Genomic DNA, 15,582 nt, shown 5'->3' with positions numbered 1-15,582 from the left:
CTTTATCCTACCATGAAAGGAGGTTTTTTTGTTACCTCGCTATAAGCTCTCCGGAACCCCCGGCATAGCCAGGGGTTTTCGAAACCATCAATAAAATAAAACCTCTGCACATATACAGAGGTTTTACGTGTCTATACTTTATTCTTAGCTTTTTGCGCTAATTTTAACAGTTCTTTTGCATGTTTTTTTGTTAATTCGGTAATTTCTGCTCCAGAAATCATTCGTCCTATCTCTTTTATCTTATCTTGCTGAACCAATGGGGTAACAGATGTAGAGGTTCTACCGTCTTCTATTTTTTTCGCAATAAATAAATGAGTATCTGCCATTGCAGCTACTTGAGGCAAGTGGGAAATGCATAATACTTGCGAATCGACTGAAACATGATGAATTTTTTCGGCAATCGCTTGAGCTACTCTTCCACTTACACCAGTATCTACTTCATCAAATATTATAGAAGTGACGCCTTGATGCTTAGAGAAAATGCTCTTTAGTGCAAGCATCATTCTCGATAGCTCTCCACCAGAAACGATTTTCGATAATGGCTTAAGAGGTTCACCAGGATTTGTGGAAATATAAAATTCTACCTCATCTATTCCTTTTTTCGTGACATTATTTTCATTAGCATTTATTCTTACTTCAAAAACTGTTTTTTCCATGTATAGCTCTTTTAGTTCTTGATGAATACTATTTGTTAGACGCTCTGCCGCTTTTCTTCTTAAAACATGCAGTTCCTTTGCTTCTACTAATAAATCTTTTTTTAGGGAAGCTAATTCGCGCTCTAATAAATCAATATGTGTCTCTTTATTTTGTATGGTTTCTAGTTCTTCTTCAATTTTAGCAGCATATTCTAAAATCTCCGATACCGTTTTGCCATATTTCCGCTTTAATGTATTAATTTCATTTAACCTTGCTTCAATTTCATTTAATCTTTCTGGGTCATATTCTAAATAATCTAAAGCACCCCGCATCTGTCTTGCAATATCTTCTAAAATATAATAACTATTGGAAACAGATTCAGCCATATCTTTATATTCAGTATCTAAGCTTGCAGCTTCCTCCATATTTCCCATTACTTCCCCAAGCCAATCCAAGCCCTTTTGTTCCCCTCTAAGAGCTGTATAGCCTGTTTGAATGCTATCATATATTTTTTCAAAATTACTTAACTTCTTTTTTTCTTCCAACAATTCTTCATCTTCATTTAATTTCAAATGAGCACTTTCAATTTCATTAAACTGAAATTGCAGTAAATCAAGCCTTTGTGCCATTTGCTGCTCATTTTCTGTTAAGTTCATTAATTTTTTTTGCGTTTGTGTATAAGAACGATAAATTTCTTCATATTCTTCCAAAACAGGAGCCAATTCTCCCATTGCAAAAGTATCCAATAATTGTAAATGTTTCGTTTCGTCCATTAATTCCTGATGTTCATGCTGTCCATGTATATCAATCAGTGTGGACCCTATTTCTCGTAAAACAGAAATCGTAATTAGTTTTCCATTTATTCGACAAACACTTTTACCAGATAGCGCAATATCTCTTCTTAATACAATTGTACCTTCATCTATATCTATTCCAAATTCATTCATTTTTCGAAAACATGGATGACCATCTTCTATATAAAATAATCCTTCAATTTCTGCCTTCTCTTCTCCATGTCGAACAAATTCGGCAGAACCACGGCCACCAACTAACAAATTAATTGCATCAATGATAATGGATTTCCCTGCACCTGTCTCACCAGTTAGTACAGTAAGTCCTTTATTATAGGAAATGGATAGACTATCTATGATTGCAAAATTTTTAATCGATAATTCACTTAGCAATTAATGTCCCCCCAAATTAAAGCATATCAAGAAAACGATCGCTAATTCTCTTGCCTTCTTCAGCAGAGCGGCAAATGATTAGACATGTATCATCTCCACATATTGTACCTAGTATTTCATCCCAATCTAAATTATCAATTAATGCACCAATGGCCTGTGCATTCCCAGGCAAAGATTTTAGAACGAGCAAATTTTCTGCTGAATCGATTTTAACAAAGGAGTCCATCAGCATTCTTTTTAATTTCTGCAATGGATTAAATCGTTGGTCAGCAGGAAGGCTATATTTATATCTACCATCTTGAAGGGGCACTTTAACTAAATGTAATTCTTTAATATCCCTTGAAACAGTAGCTTGTGTTACATTATAGCCGGCACTTTTCAATTCATCTACTAATTCATCTTGCGTTTCTATATCATTATTTGTAATAATTTCTCTTATTTTTATATGCCTTTGACCCTTATTCATATTTTCCATCCTTTATAGTGGTTATCATTTCATTATGTATAATGTTTATTGCTCTTTATATAAAAGTATTTGTTTCCTTTTATTCGTTCATTCGATTTTTTTAGACATTTTCCTTCTATCTTATTTTACCGTGTTTGTTCGCCTTTTTACAAGAACAAAGAATAAAACAACATTACTTTTGTATCTTCTATTGTACAGCAAAAAGGGTTAGCCAACATAAGAGATCTTCTACTAGCATTATTGTACTAGTTCTCTTCATGTAGTCAAACCCTTCTACCATTTGCTTATTTATCGGTTTCTTTATTTGCCTTCAATTCAGCGTGTGCCGCTTCCACAGTCTCTTTTATTTGATAAAAATGCTCATGTTTCTCCTCGCGTTCATCCCAATGAAGATGAAGCAAAAATTCAATGTTGCCATCACCGCCAGTTATAGGAGAAAAGGACAGATTTTTTATGATATATCCTTCTTTTTTCGAAAAATCGATTATTTTTTCTAAAACAGACTCATGGACTTTTCGATCTCTGACAATTCCTTTTTTCCCAACTTGTTCTCTTCCCGCTTCAAATTGCGGCTTCACTAAAGCAATGACATCACTGCCTGAAACTAATAATGTTTTTAACACAGGCAATATTAGCTTTAAAGAAATAAATGAAACATCAATAGAAGCAATATTCGGCATTTCTCCTACTAAATCAGCAGGAGTTACGTAACGGAAATTCGTTCTTTCCATAACAATTACACGCTCATCCTGTCTTAGCTTCCACGCTAATTGGTTATAGCCTACATCTAAGGCATACGATTGCTTTGCTCCGTTTTGCAAAGCACAATCAGTAAATCCTCCTGTAGAAGAGCCGATATCAAGCAATACTTTATCTTTCATGTTGACATCAAATACTTTGAGTGCCTTTTCCAACTTTAAGCCGCCTCTTGAAACATACTGCAGCGTCTTTCCTTTTACTGTCAGCTTAGCATCGGCATTTATTTTTTCACCTGGTTTATCCAGTCTATTTTCCTCACAATAAACAATCCCTGCCATCACAGCACGTTTTGCCTTTTCCCTTGTTTCAAATAAACCTTGTTCCACTAATAATACATCTATTCTTTCTTTCTTCATGAATGCTCTAAGCCCTCTTTTGTTTATTTCTTGCAATCGCTAAAAGTCTATTTACTACTTCTTCTTTTGTTAAATTAATTTCTTCTAATAAAGAATGGACATCACCATGTTCAATAAATTGGTCAGGAATTCCCATACGATCGATTACATTTGCGCCATAGCCATGATCGTGTGCATATTCTAAACAATAACTTCCAAATCCACCTTGCAGAATTGCTTCTTCTAATGTCAATATTGGAATTTGTTTTTTTAATAAATCCGTTAACATTGCTTCATCTAATGGTTTGATAAATCGCGCATTGACGACTTTCACGTGTATGCCTTGGGCTTCCAGCTGATTTGCTGCCTCCATTGCCATTTCAATGGTTGTTCCAAAAGTAAGGATTGCTGCGTCAGATCCCTCTCTTAACACTTCCCATGTACCGATTGGAATCGTTTTTAATGCAGAATCTAGCTCTACCCCAATTCCATTTCCGCGAGGGAAACGCATTGCAATTGGTCCATCATTATACTTGATTGCCGTATTTACCATATGCTGCCCTTCATTTTCGTCTTTCGGCATCATTAAAACTAAGTTTGGCATATGACGTAAAAATGCAATATCATAAATCCCTTGATGCGTTTCTCCGTCTGCACCGACTAAGCCTGCACGGTCAATTCCGATAAACACATTTAAATTTTGACGGCACACATCATGAAGCATTTGATCGTATGCACGTTGTAAAAATGTAGAATAAATCGCTAAAAATGGCTTCATTTTTTGTGTTGCCAGTCCAGCTGCTAATGTAACAGCATGCTGTTCTGCTATTCCAACATCAAGCATTCGATTTGGGAATTCTTTTGCAAATGATTCTAATTTTGAACCAACTGGCATCGCAGGTGTAACAGCAACGATTCGTTCATCTGTTCGCGCCAATTTCAAAACAGTATCACTTACTAGTTTACTCCAGGCAGGTGCCGTAATAGTCGGCTTTACAAAATCTCCTGTCTCAATCTTATATGGACCTGTTCCGTGCCATGTGCCAATTTTATCTTTTTCAGCAGGAGAGAATCCTTTCCCTTTTTTCGTAATTACATGTAATAATACTGGTCCAGAAGTTTTCTTTGCATAATTTAATTGTTCAAATAAGTCTTCGAAATCATGTCCATCAACTGGCCCTAAATAAGTAAAGCCTAACTCTTCAAAAAACACACCAGACACTAATAAATACTTTAAACTATCTTTAATTCTTTCAGCAGTAGCTGCCATCTTACCACCGACTGCAGGAATTTTCTTTAAAAGCATTTCTAATTCATCTTTAACCCATTGATACTTGCCAGCAGTTCTTAATCTTCCCAATACTTGATGAAGGGCACCGACATTTGGGGCAATCGACATTTCGTTATCATTAAGAATCACAATCATATTTTTCTTTTCATCACCGATATGATTAAGTGCTTCAAGGGCCATTCCACCTGTTAAGGCTCCATCCCCAATAATCGGAATAATATAAGAGTCTTCCTTTTTCAAATCGCGAGCTACTGCCATTCCCATTGCTGCCGATAAAGATGTGGAGCTATGGCCTGTTTCCCATACATCATGCTCACTTTCATTCATTTTTGGAAAACCGCTCATCCCCTTGTATTGTCTAAGGGTATCAAAATCTTTTGCTCGACCAGTTAAAATTTTGTGTACATAGGATTGATGCCCTACATCCCATAGCATTTTATCCTTTGGACTATCAAAGCATTTATGAAGTGCTAGTGTTAATTCGACTACTCCTAAATTTGGACCAATATGGCCACCAGTTAGAGAAAGTTGATTAATTAAAAAGTGACGGATATCTTCGCTAAGGCTCTTGAGCTCCTCATTGGATAATCCTTTTAAAAATGCTGGATTTTCAATTGACATTAAATCCATTAGGTAACAACTCACTTTCGTTCAGTTATAACCAATAGTCAATATTTCTTAAATGACTATATTGGTATATCTTCCTTCCATTTAACCATTTTCATTTCTTTTTCGCCAAAGATTGTATTTTATATTAGAATACCTTATTTTATAAAAAAAACCTAATTTATTCTTATTATTAAATATGTATTATACCATTCATTCCCCCATAATAGTAGTAATTCTACATAGTTAAATGAATGAAATGAAGCGCTAAAAAGAAGGATGCCTCCAAATGGAACACTCCTCTTGCACAAATATAGAGGTTTATACTTCTATAAAATGCATAAGTGTTGTCAAATATGCTGGAGACACCCTGGTCATCTGATTCTCTATTCTTATTTTCCTATATAGTTCCGAAAAAGCCTTTAAATGTTTTAAGGAAGATATAATTAATTATTTCTATAGGCAATTAAATCTGTAATCTTTTCTAAGATTGCACTATCTATAGGCAAGCTTTCAAGAAGACCTTTTGCTTGTCTGATATGCAAATCTAATTCACTTTTCGCTCCATCCATTGTGAGTATTTTTGGATAGGTACTCTTGTGATTACCCATATCACTTCCAATTGGCTTTCCAATAAGCTCTTCATCACCCTCTAAATCTAATATATCGTCTCGAATTTGGAAGGCTAAACCTAAATGATAAGCAAATTGCTTTAGCTGCTTTATTTCAGTGTTATTAGCACCTGCTAATTTTGCACCAATTATTATGCTAACCTCTAGTAGCTTTCCTGTTTTATGTAGGTGGATTTGCTCAAGCTCTTGTTGATTTAAGGTTTTATTTTCCCCTTCAATATCCGCAACTTGTCCACCCACCATGCCTTCTGCACCAGCTGCTTCTGCTAAAAGACCGATTGTCGCGAGTATCGTTTCTGCAGGAATATTTTGTTGCTTCATATTCGCCATTATTTGAAAGCTGTAGGTAAGTAGGGCATCTCCTGCCAAAATTGCAATTGCCTCCCCGTATACTTTATGATTTGTTGGTAGACCTCTTCGTAAATCGTCATCATCCATACTTGGCAAATCATCGTGAATCAAGGAGTAGGTATGTATCATCTCAATTGCTATTGCTGGTAATAACCCGATAAGTGGATCTTTTCCATACGCCTGTATAGTTGCAAACAAAAGTAATGGTCGAATTCTTTTTCCACCCGCGTTTAAGGAATAGAGCATCGAATCTTTTAAGTTAGCTGGTGCTGCTAGCTTTTCTACATTTTTCTTTAATTCCTTTTCCAATATATCCTTATAGTTGCTTGTAAATGCTGACAAAGAGATATTATTCAAGCTTTATTCCTCCTCAGCAATCGAAAACGGTTGTTTTTTTCCATTCTCTAAAACGACTTCCGCTAATTGTTCTTCCACATTTTTCAATTTTTCATGACAATATTTAGAAAGCTCCATTCCTTTTTTATACGTGTTAATTGCCTCTTCTAACGGAACGTCTCCCTCTTCTAGTTTTTCAACGATTCTCTCTAATTCTTCCATCGCTTCTTCAAAAGATGGATTTTTTTCTGAATTGGTTGCCAAAATCTATCTCTCCTTTACCGCAATAATTTCTGCTTCTACCATTCCATCAGCCAGGTTTAACTCAATCTGATCCTTAGGCTTGACTTGTTTAATACTTGCTATTAACTTCCCGTGATGATCGTATGCTACATTATAGCCTCTTTCCATTATTTTCAGCGGACTTAATGCATCCATCTTCCCTATTTTCGAAAGAAAAGCTTGTCTTTTTGCTTGCAGAATAAGCTCCGTATTACGAACTAGATTTTTTTGTAAGCTAGCTAAATCTTGATTGGCCTTCTTGATATAATGATTAGGGTGATTTCTAACAAGCTGCTTTTGTTTTAATTCCTGTTGCATATGTTTCTGTTCAAGAACTCTTTGCACATTACGCGTTAATAATTCTGTCTGTTTATCTAGCTGCTCCATTTTTTGGTCATACAATACCTTTGGATAACGAAATGCATAGGAACGCTGAATTCTATTTAGACGAAGCTTCTGTAACTCAACTTTCTCTTTTATCCCTCTAATCAACCGACTTTGCCTTGTCAAAATACGCTCTACAAGTTCATCTATATGGGGTACAGCAAGCTCAGCTGCTCCAGTTGGAGTCGGCGCACGCATATCAGCAACAAAATCACAAATAGTAAAGTCTGTTTCATGACCGACAGCGGAAATTACTGGAATATTCGAAGTGTAAATGGCTCTGGCAACGATTTCTTCATTAAAAGCCCATAATTCCTCTATGGAACCGCCACCTCTACCTACTATGAGGACATCAATCAATGGAGAATCCTGTTCATTAGCTTGTTGAACAGCCTTTACAATAGAAGGAGCCGCTGTTTCTCCTTGCACTAGTGCTGGATAGATCATTATTTTTGCAATGGGATATCGTCTTTTAATTGTCGTAATAATATCTCTTATTGCAGCACCAGTTGGAGAGGTAATTACACCAATTGTTCTGGGATATTTAGGAATGGCTTTCTTATGATCTGGGCGAAACATGCCTTCTTGTTCCAATTTAGCTCTTAACTGTTCATAAGCCAAATAAAGTTGACCTATTCCGTCTGGCTGCATTTCTGAAACATACATTTGATATTGCCCGCTTGATTCATAAACTGTGATACTTGCTTTAATAAGTACTTTCATCCCATTTTCCGGCTTAAATTTCATTTGCTGATTATTTCGAGCAAACATAACTGCCAAAATCCTCGCCTTTTCATCTTTTAAGGTAAAATACATATGACCACTTGAATGCTGCTTAAAATTTGAGATTTCTCCTTTTACCATAATCTCATGCAAATGAGGATCTGCATCAAATTTCCTTTTTATGTATTTTGTCAATGCATGTACCGTTAAATAACGTGATTCCATTTATAAAAAACTCCTTTTACAGGATGGAAAAAGGGGTGTAGTATCCATACACCACATCCCTTTTCGTTCATGTTTATAGGTTATAGAAGGAAACAATTCAGGATGATATCAAATTTTTTGTTCTAGAAGGAAACAAAATTTGAATTGTCACATATTCATACTATTAATCAAACCATCGTTTCTCTTACTACTCTTGATTAGCTTTAATCTTAGATAATACACCGTTGACAAATCTACCAGATTGATCATCACCATAAAGTTTAGCAATCTCTACAGCCTCATCAATTGCTACATTTACAGGTACATCATCTGCTTGACTATACATAATTTCATACGTAGCAAGACGAAGAACATTACGGTCTACATTTGCGATTCTTTCTAGAGACCAATTTTCTAGGTATTGCTTTATCGTTTCATCAATAGATACTTGATGGCTTAATACACCATCCACTAATTTGGTAAGGTATAAATCTGATTTTTCTCCTTCTAAAACATGTTCTATTGCTGTTTCCTTATCTATATCACTAATATCAATTTGAAATAGTGCCTGTAAGGCCTTTTCTCTGGCAGTTCTTCTTTTCATTATTTATGGCTCCTTTAAAATCCTTCCATAGGTTTTTCAACCTATTTATCTATGCTACATGAATAATAGCATAAATAAAAACAAAACTCTATCTTACATGAAAAAAACCTAGAATTCTGTTCTTATTAACAGGTAATTTTCACAAAAACAAAGGCTGTCCAGGTTATCAGTAATAACTATTAATGAGGAAGTCCCTCAATTAATAGTTATTTTGCTCTTACCTGTTCAGCCTTTGCTATTTAAACGCTATGCTATCGTTCCTTTGCCTGTGTCTTTACATCTCTTGTTGTAATTCAGCTTCTTGTTTTGCTGTTTCAAACTGAACTCCAACAATGTGAATATTAACCTCTTCTGTAACAAGTCCAGTCATATTAATTAATGTCTGACGAATATTATCTTGAATTTGCTGAGCTACTTGTGGAATAGATATACCAAAATTCATCACGCAATATACTTCCACTTTTATTCCTTCTTCACTGAGGTCAACCTTTATACCTTTGTTGTGTAATTTTTTACCAAACTTTTCCACTACTCCAGTTGCAAAATTGCTTCTCATTTGTGCTACACCTTCCACTTCAGAAGCAGCAATACTTGCAATAACCTCAATTACTTCAGGAGCAATTTCTACTTTACCTAATCCATTATACTCTTGGTTCATTTCTAAACTTGTTGTTTCGCTCATTACCTTTTCCTCCTTTTAATCTTCTGATTTCATTAAATCATACATTTCTAAAAACTTTGTGTTGAAGTTGCCTTCCACAAACTTTTCATGATTAAGGAGATTCAAGTGAAAGGGAATCGTGGTATCTACACCTTCGATCACAAACTCACTCAGCGCCCGTTTCATGCGGGAAATAGCTTCCTTTCTAGTTGACCCATATGCAATTACCTTAGCAATCATACTATCATAGTATGGTGGGATCGTATAACCAGGATAAGCAGCTGAATCAACACGTACTCCTAATCCGCCTGGTGGTAAATACATGTTAATCTTCCCTGGTGAAGGCATGAAATTCTTCGCAGGATTTTCTGCATTAATCCGACATTCTATTGCCCAACCAGTAAATGTAACATCCTTTTGTTTGTATTCTAGTGGTTTGCCTGATGCAACTAGTATTTGTTCTTTGATTAAATCAATACCTGTTACCATCTCTGTTACTGGATGCTCTACTTGGATACGCGTATTCATTTCCATGAAATAGAATGCTTGATTTTGATAGTCAAAGATAAATTCTACTGTTCCTGCACCTGTGTAATTAACTGCTGCTGCAGCTTTAACTGCAGCATCTCCCATTTTCTCTCTCATTTCTTCTGTTAAAACTGGAGACGGTGTTTCTTCAAGGAGTTTTTGCAATCGACGCTGAATAGAACAATCTCTTTCTCCTAAATGAATAACATTTCCGTAATTATCTGCAAGTACTTGCAATTCTACATGGCGGAAATCCTCAATGTATTTTTCTAAATACACGCCTGCATTACCAAAGGCTGTTAAAGCTTCTTGTTGGGTAATATTTATTCCTTTAACTAGTTCTTCTTCTGTTTTAGCAACACGGATACCCTTACCACCGCCACCTGCCGTAGCTTTAATAATTACTGGATAACCTATTTCTTTCGCTAAAGTAATTCCTTCTTCTAAATCTTTAATAATACCTTGGGATCCAGGTACGATTGGAACACCAGCCTGACGCATCGTTTCTCTAGCAATATCTTTTGTCCCCATTTTATTAATAGCCTCTGGACTAGGGCCAACAAACGTGATTTTGCAATCTCTGCAAAGTTCAGCGAAATCAGCATTTTCTGCTAAAAATCCGTATCCTGGATGAATAGCATCACATCCAGTCAATGTTGCTACGCTGATTATATTTGTAAAATTCAAATAGCTATCCTTGGAAGCTTTTGGACCAACACAGTATGCTTCATCTGCGATTTGTACATGCAAAGCCTCACTATCTGCTTCTGAATAAATGGCTACAGTTTGAATATCTAATTCTCGACATGCTCTTATTATGCGGACAGCTATTTCGCCTCTATTTGCGATTAACAGTTTTTTTATCATTGACTAAACCCCTCTTTGTTACGCCTTTACTAGGAATAATGGTTCTCCGTACTCTACAAGTTCTCCATCTTTAACGAGGATTTCTACAATCTCCCCATCTACTTCTGCTGTAATCTCATTAAATAGCTTCATCGCTTCTACGATACATACAACAGAGTCTTTCGTCACTTTGTCTCCTACTTTTACAAACGCATCTGCGTCTGGAGAAGCTGATTGATAAAAAGTTCCTACCATTGGAGAAGTAATTTTATGTAAGTTTTCATCGATTGATTTTGCAGGTGTTTCTGCAACTACACTTTCAACTGCAACTTCTTTCGTTGTTGCTTCTTGTTGTTGAATTGATTTTGTAATAACTGGCGCTGAAACTACTGTTTCGCCAACACTCTTCTTGATTTCGACTTTCACACCATCTTGTTCATATAAAAAATTACTAATAGTAGAATCATCTATTAATTTAATTAATTCTTTTACTTCTGAAATATTTAACATATAATTGCACCCCTTAAATCATTCTTTTAGGACTAGATACTAATATCATACGATAAGACCTTATGATAATTCAACAACCATCTTTAAAATATGACTTTTTTGCTACTATTACTTTCATTTTTTTCCTTTTATTATGTGAGTCGAAAGGGGATCTCCTCTCTTTCTACATACTTATCATACCACTATCTTTTTAAAATAACTAATCCAAGGTGCACAATTAAAAGAAAACGCTTACTATTATTATAGAGGTAAAAAGAGCAAAAATTAATTACTGTTAGAAGCTCTATTTTCTTCCTAATTTATTCTATTTCATTCTCTTTTTGAACACCTCTACTTAATTTGCTGACCAGTTACACACCTTATATTCCATTGTCTATTTTCCTGATTGTTTGGACAATCGCCTTACAAAAAAACTGTAGACACTTCCCAAAAAGTATCTACAGTTACGCTAACTATTCATTATCTCTCATTTTCACAAATATTATTATTGTGGATCAATTTTTACTGCAACATTAGCGTTTGGTGCATCCATATTTTTGCGAACAAGCTGAACAATTTCATTCGCTGCTTCTGCGGATAATTCTTCTGCTTTTACGGTTACCTTCACTGTACCATCATCTGAGGTCTGTACAAGCACATCTTCATAATTTTCTGCTTTAATTAGGCTTTCCATAATCTTTTCATTATCTGTAATTTCCTGAAGCTCTTTAATCTTTTCTGTAGCTTCATTTTTTTCTTCTGCTGTTTTATCCTTTGAACCTTGAATGGTTACTAATTCTTCCTTCATCTTGTCACGCTGTTCCATTAAATCAAGTCTCATCTGTTCAAATACTGCTTCAGAGTCAGTTGTTGTAACAGTGCTTTCCCCGTTACTATCAGTAGCTGCTTCCTCTGCATCCTTCGTTGTTGCATTTTCTGTATTCTCATCTTCGCTAGTTGCAAGTTCATTTAATCGAGATTCTGGGGATGTGATATAGTAGACTGACAATACCACAACCAAACTTAACATCGTTAATAACCATACTGTTTGCTTTTTTAATAACATCTATTATTCCCCCTTAGTTTTGTTTAGGCTGTACAGAAACTCTATGGCTTGAAACATCTAACGCTCGAGTAACTGCCTCCACAATCATTGTTTTAACTTTTATATTTTCAGCTCCTTTTGCAACAACGAGTACACCAGCAATTTTAGGCTTCATCGTTTCCACTACAATTGGAACTTGTTTATCCCCATTGGGCACCAATACCACTGTTTCCTCATTCGATGTTTCTTCTACGCTTCTATTTCCTCCTTGTGTATCTTCTTCTTCTGTTTTTTGAATCGTTTGTGAATTATTTTTTTCATATATTTTTTTTTCAGATCCTTCTAAATTCACATAAACAATCGCATCTTTGACACCTGCTATTGCATTTATCGCTTCCTTAATTTGTTCCTTGTATTGTTCTTCATAATCAGAAATAGTTAAATTGCTGCTATCGGCTTTTTGTCCAAATGTTTCTTGAGCATTTTCAGAGGAAGCATCATTACTTAATGCGGAAACTTCTTGGGCGTTATTATTGTCCTTAAAAAACATGTTGCTTAAAAGCATAATGGCTACGCCAAACAATACAACGATGACAAGATAGGTGGCTTTTCCTTTTTTCTTTTCATCCCCGTCATTTGACAGTACATTTTTTAACCAGCTTAATGGCCCTTTGTCCTTGTTATCCATTTTTCTCCTCCTCCCCTCCTTCGTACATAATTACAATTGCATCATCTCGTACTTCCCATTTTTCGGAAAGAAAAGAAACAATACTTTCTGTATCCATTTGTTTCGATTCATTTTTGTCAAGAAGAGGTTGCTGTGTGTCAATTCGAACAGGGCTTACAGCTTCCACAACGTTTTGTGGATCCTTGCTTTCTTTCATATGAATAACCATTTCTGCTAAGTTTTCAGGAAACCCAACATCCTTCTCTTTGTCGATTGATAATTGAATCGAATTGATCTCCATTCCGTAATTTGCTATCAACTCCTCATTTGCATCCTCTTTTAATTGGACAGCCATTTTATTTAATGTATATTCATCAAGTGAGGCTTGTATTTCTCTTTTTTTCAATTCGATCGAATTATTCATATTTTTTTGTTCTGGCTCGCCGATCGCACTGGCAGTGAACACAGCTTCAAAGTCACTCGAAATCAGCTTAAATACAGGTGTCAATATAACAGTTATTAGTAATAATCCAGCGACCATCTTGGCATATTTCTGAAAGGTAGAGTTTGGCAATAGCATGTCCACAACAGTTGCTAGCAAAATAAACAGAATTATATTTGTAACCCACTCTGTAATAAAATTCATCCTTGCCCCTCCTTTCTACCTCACCATCATTGTTATATTACTTGCAACAATGATTACTGTTATACTTAGGAAAAACATAAGGGAAACGATTGCTAATGCTGCAAAGACATAGATAACACTCTTACTTATAACATCTAAGCATTTAATAACAGGTCCTCCGCCAATTGGCTGTAAAAGTGCTGCGGCAAATTTATAAATAAAAGAAATCATTAAAATCTTAATCGCAGGAAAGGCAACAAGTAGAAGGAGAATTACCACTCCTGCTATTCCAACCGTGTTTTTTAACAATAAGGAAGCATTTATAACTGTATCTGTTGCATCTGTAAACATTCGGCCTATAACCGGAATGAAATTTCCCGTTACAAATTTAGCTGTCTTAATCGTAATTCCATCCGTTATTGCTGACGATGCACCTTGGACGGAAATAACACCTAAAAATATAGTCAAGAAAGTTCCTAAGATCCCTATACTGATATTACGTAATAAATTAGCTAATTGTGTAACTTTGTATTGTTCTGATAGACTGCTTACGACGTGAAGTAAAGTTGATAAAAACAATAGAGGAAGCACAATATATTCAATTAACATCCCACTTGTATTCATTAAAAAAAGAATAACGGGATGAAAGAAAGCTGCAGATATGGCTCCGCCTGAAGCTGCCATAAGCCCTAGCAATAAAGGAACTAGTGCTAATATAAAATTTGTCATATTCGATATTGCGTCACTAGCATAAGTAATTGCTACATGAAAGCTATTCAATGCGAGAATAATGATAACCATAAACACGATCGCATAGGCGACAGTACTAATAGAGCTTTTCTCAAACGAATTTTGGAGCATTTGCAGTAAAACACTAAATATAGTAAGCAAGATTAACGATCCTAATAATTTTCCATTTACTATAATTTCATGAAATGCAAATTGTAGCATGCCGTGAAAAAAGCCTTGTAAGTCAAAAGTTTTATTTCCTATCATAAAATCATATAGGCTTCCCTTTTGGCTTTCTGGCAAAAATCCACCATATTCTGTTTTAACCGAATCCCAAAATTCCGTTAATTCATTTAGATCTAATGACTCCAATTGTGATTCAACAAGTTTTGTTGGATCAACTCCTTCTTCATTTGTTTCTTCTAATGCTTCTGACTGTGGTACTTCTTGTGACTCATGAGGTGAGGCTTGTACAATCGGTTGATAGAGAAAAAAGATAGCTGCCATTATTAGTAGTACGACTTTCAACTTTGTTTTCAATTTTTCCACCTCGAAATAAACGGTTTCCTACTTAACTTGGAATCATATTTAAAATTGTTTCTACTAATACAGTCAATATTGGTACCGCCATTGCTAAAATCAAGATTTTTCCTGCTAGTTCAATCTTTGATGCGATAGAACCTTGTCCTGCATCTTTAGTAATTTGCACTGCAAATTCTGCTATATAGGCGATGCCAATAATTTTCAGAATTGTTTCTACGTAAACAGTGTTTACCCTTGCATTTAAAGCAATTCTTTCTACCATTTGGATAATTGCCGCTATTTGGTCAACAAGAAAAAGGAAAATTGCACAGCCAACAAACACAACTAATAAAAAGGCAATATTGGGCTTTTGTTCTTTTACCACCAATGCTAAAAAAGTAGAAATTAATGCAATTCCAACTATTTGAAGAATTTCAATGATGATATCCTCCTTTACCCTTGGAATAAAAATACGGCTTTTATCTTTTGAAACAAATCATTTACAATATTCGCTACCATAAATAGAATGTAAATAAATCCAAATAAGGTAACCCATTGTGCATACTCCTTCTTGCCAACTTGGTCGAGGATTGTGTGTAAAAAAGCTACGACGATTCCTACTCCTGCGATTTTGAATATAATATCGACCTCTAAGCCCATAAAAGTCTCCTCCTAAA

Annotated in this window: 17 protein-coding genes; all 17 read right to left on the bottom strand. The window is 35.3% G+C overall.

The genetic code is table 11. The features are described from left to right. Positions 1 to 131 precede the first annotated feature (131 nt). Positions 132 to 1,820 (bottom strand): DNA repair protein RecN, encoded by a 1,689-nt coding sequence (gene recN / locus ACTNDN_RS01550; protein ID WP_031535234.1) that lies wholly within the window; start codon positions 1,818 to 1,820, stop codon positions 132 to 134. A gap of 16 nt (positions 1,821 to 1,836) precedes the next feature. Next, the gene (gene ahrC, locus ACTNDN_RS01545; RefSeq protein ID WP_031535236.1) at positions 1,837 to 2,286 is read right to left on the bottom strand and encodes a transcriptional regulator AhrC/ArgR; all 450 of its coding nucleotides are present in this window, start codon (positions 2,284 to 2,286) and stop codon (positions 1,837 to 1,839) included. A 284-nt stretch (positions 2,287 to 2,570) separates the two neighbouring features. Then, positions 2,571 to 3,401, bottom strand: a complete 831-nt coding sequence (locus ACTNDN_RS01540; protein ID WP_031535238.1) for a TlyA family RNA methyltransferase — start codon at positions 3,399 to 3,401, stop codon at positions 2,571 to 2,573. A 7-nt stretch (positions 3,402 to 3,408) separates the two neighbouring features. Next, positions 3,409 to 5,301 carry a 1-deoxy-D-xylulose-5-phosphate synthase gene (gene dxs, locus ACTNDN_RS01535; protein ID WP_031535240.1) on the bottom strand — a complete coding sequence of 631 codons (1,893 nt, stop codon included), beginning with the start codon at positions 5,299 to 5,301 and terminating at the stop codon, positions 3,409 to 3,411. A gap of 422 nt (positions 5,302 to 5,723) precedes the next feature. Further along, entirely contained in the window at positions 5,724 to 6,617 is an 894-nt protein-coding gene (locus ACTNDN_RS01530; protein WP_031535242.1) for a polyprenyl synthetase family protein, read from the bottom strand. A 3-nt stretch (positions 6,618 to 6,620) separates the two neighbouring features. Next, positions 6,621 to 6,860, bottom strand: coding sequence for an exodeoxyribonuclease VII small subunit (xseB, locus tag ACTNDN_RS01525; protein ID WP_031535244.1), 240 nt, complete (start codon positions 6,858 to 6,860; stop codon positions 6,621 to 6,623). 3 nt (positions 6,861 to 6,863) lie between these two features. Further along, on the bottom strand, positions 6,864 to 8,210 hold the full coding sequence (xseA, locus tag ACTNDN_RS01520) for an exodeoxyribonuclease VII large subunit (RefSeq protein ID WP_251629780.1): 1,347 nt from the start codon (positions 8,208 to 8,210) through the stop codon (positions 6,864 to 6,866). 187 nt (positions 8,211 to 8,397) lie between these two features. Beyond that, the gene (gene nusB, locus ACTNDN_RS01515; protein ID WP_031535248.1) at positions 8,398 to 8,793 is read right to left on the bottom strand and encodes a transcription antitermination factor NusB; all 396 of its coding nucleotides are present in this window, start codon (positions 8,791 to 8,793) and stop codon (positions 8,398 to 8,400) included. Positions 8,794 to 9,067: 274 nt separating this feature from the next. Beyond that, positions 9,068 to 9,475, bottom strand: coding sequence for an Asp23/Gls24 family envelope stress response protein (locus ACTNDN_RS01510; RefSeq protein WP_031535250.1), 408 nt, complete (start codon positions 9,473 to 9,475; stop codon positions 9,068 to 9,070). A gap of 15 nt (positions 9,476 to 9,490) precedes the next feature. Beyond that, positions 9,491 to 10,849, bottom strand: a complete 1,359-nt coding sequence (gene accC / locus ACTNDN_RS01505; protein WP_031535252.1) for an acetyl-CoA carboxylase biotin carboxylase subunit — start codon at positions 10,847 to 10,849, stop codon at positions 9,491 to 9,493. Positions 10,850 to 10,867: 18 nt separating this feature from the next. Beyond that, on the bottom strand, positions 10,868 to 11,338 hold the full coding sequence (gene accB, locus ACTNDN_RS01500; protein WP_031535254.1) for an acetyl-CoA carboxylase biotin carboxyl carrier protein: 471 nt from the start codon (positions 11,336 to 11,338) through the stop codon (positions 10,868 to 10,870). Between the two features lie 484 nt (positions 11,339 to 11,822). Next, complete coding sequence (locus ACTNDN_RS01495) at positions 11,823 to 12,383, bottom strand: SpoIIIAH-like family protein (protein WP_235248086.1); 561 nt, start codon at positions 12,381 to 12,383, stop codon at positions 11,823 to 11,825. Between the two features lie 13 nt (positions 12,384 to 12,396). Beyond that, complete coding sequence (gene spoIIIAG / locus ACTNDN_RS01490; RefSeq protein ID WP_251629785.1) at positions 12,397 to 13,050, bottom strand: stage III sporulation protein AG; 654 nt, start codon at positions 13,048 to 13,050, stop codon at positions 12,397 to 12,399. Continuing rightward, entirely contained in the window at positions 13,043 to 13,675 is a 633-nt protein-coding gene (gene spoIIIAF / locus ACTNDN_RS01485) for a stage III sporulation protein AF (protein WP_031535260.1), read from the bottom strand. The genes spoIIIAG and spoIIIAF overlap by 8 nt, the downstream gene beginning before the upstream one ends. Before the next feature lie 15 nt (positions 13,676 to 13,690). After that, positions 13,691 to 14,923 carry a stage III sporulation protein AE gene (gene spoIIIAE / locus ACTNDN_RS01480; protein WP_051640901.1) on the bottom strand — a complete coding sequence of 411 codons (1,233 nt, stop codon included), beginning with the start codon at positions 14,921 to 14,923 and terminating at the stop codon, positions 13,691 to 13,693. Positions 14,924 to 14,954: 31 nt separating this feature from the next. Continuing rightward, positions 14,955 to 15,350, bottom strand: a complete 396-nt coding sequence (spoIIIAD, locus tag ACTNDN_RS01475) for a stage III sporulation protein AD (protein ID WP_031535265.1) — start codon at positions 15,348 to 15,350, stop codon at positions 14,955 to 14,957. An 8-nt stretch (positions 15,351 to 15,358) separates the two neighbouring features. Next, a complete protein-coding gene (gene spoIIIAC, locus ACTNDN_RS01470; protein ID WP_016204918.1) occupies positions 15,359 to 15,565 on the bottom strand; it encodes a stage III sporulation protein AC in 207 nt (68 codons plus the stop codon). Between the last annotated feature and the right edge of the window lie 17 nt (positions 15,566 to 15,582).

This window comes from Niallia sp. HCP3S3_B10, from assembly GCF_052064465.1.
Classification (GTDB): Bacteria; Bacillota; Bacilli; order Bacillales; family Cytobacillaceae; genus Niallia; species Niallia hominis.
The sequence above is the reverse complement of the archived record's forward strand: the minus strand, read 5'-3'. Positions and strand labels throughout refer to the sequence as shown.

What these genes read in the sequence shown, in the direction of transcription:
- spoIIIAF (WP_031535260.1), bottom strand. Translation starts at nt 13,675, where the DNA reads ATGAATTTTATTACAGAGTGGGTTACAAATATAATTCTGTTTATTTTG.
- accB (WP_031535254.1), bottom strand. Translation starts at nt 11,338, where the DNA reads ATGTTAAATATTTCAGAAGTAAAAGAATTAATTAAATTAATAGATGAT.
- xseA (WP_251629780.1), bottom strand. Translation starts at nt 8,210, where the DNA reads ATGGAATCACGTTATTTAACGGTACATGCATTGACAAAATACATAAAA.
- dxs (WP_031535240.1), bottom strand. Translation starts at nt 5,301, where the DNA reads ATGGATTTAATGTCAATTGAAAATCCAGCATTTTTAAAAGGATTATCC.
- accC (WP_031535252.1), bottom strand. Translation starts at nt 10,849, where the DNA reads ATGATAAAAAAACTGTTAATCGCAAATAGAGGCGAAATAGCTGTCCGC.
- ACTNDN_RS01540 (WP_031535238.1), bottom strand. Translation starts at nt 3,401, where the DNA reads ATGAAGAAAGAAAGAATAGATGTATTATTAGTGGAACAAGGTTTATTT.
- ACTNDN_RS01495 (WP_235248086.1), bottom strand. Translation starts at nt 12,383, where the DNA reads ATGTTATTAAAAAAGCAAACAGTATGGTTATTAACGATGTTAAGTTTG.
- ahrC (WP_031535236.1), bottom strand. Translation starts at nt 2,286, where the DNA reads ATGAATAAGGGTCAAAGGCATATAAAAATAAGAGAAATTATTACAAAT.
- nusB (WP_031535248.1), bottom strand. Translation starts at nt 8,793, where the DNA reads ATGAAAAGAAGAACTGCCAGAGAAAAGGCCTTACAGGCACTATTTCAA.
- ACTNDN_RS01510 (WP_031535250.1), bottom strand. Translation starts at nt 9,475, where the DNA reads ATGAGCGAAACAACAAGTTTAGAAATGAACCAAGAGTATAATGGATTA.
- spoIIIAG (WP_251629785.1), bottom strand. Translation starts at nt 13,050, where the DNA reads ATGGATAACAAGGACAAAGGGCCATTAAGCTGGTTAAAAAATGTACTG.
- spoIIIAC (WP_016204918.1), bottom strand. Translation starts at nt 15,565, where the DNA reads ATGGGCTTAGAGGTCGATATTATATTCAAAATCGCAGGAGTAGGAATC.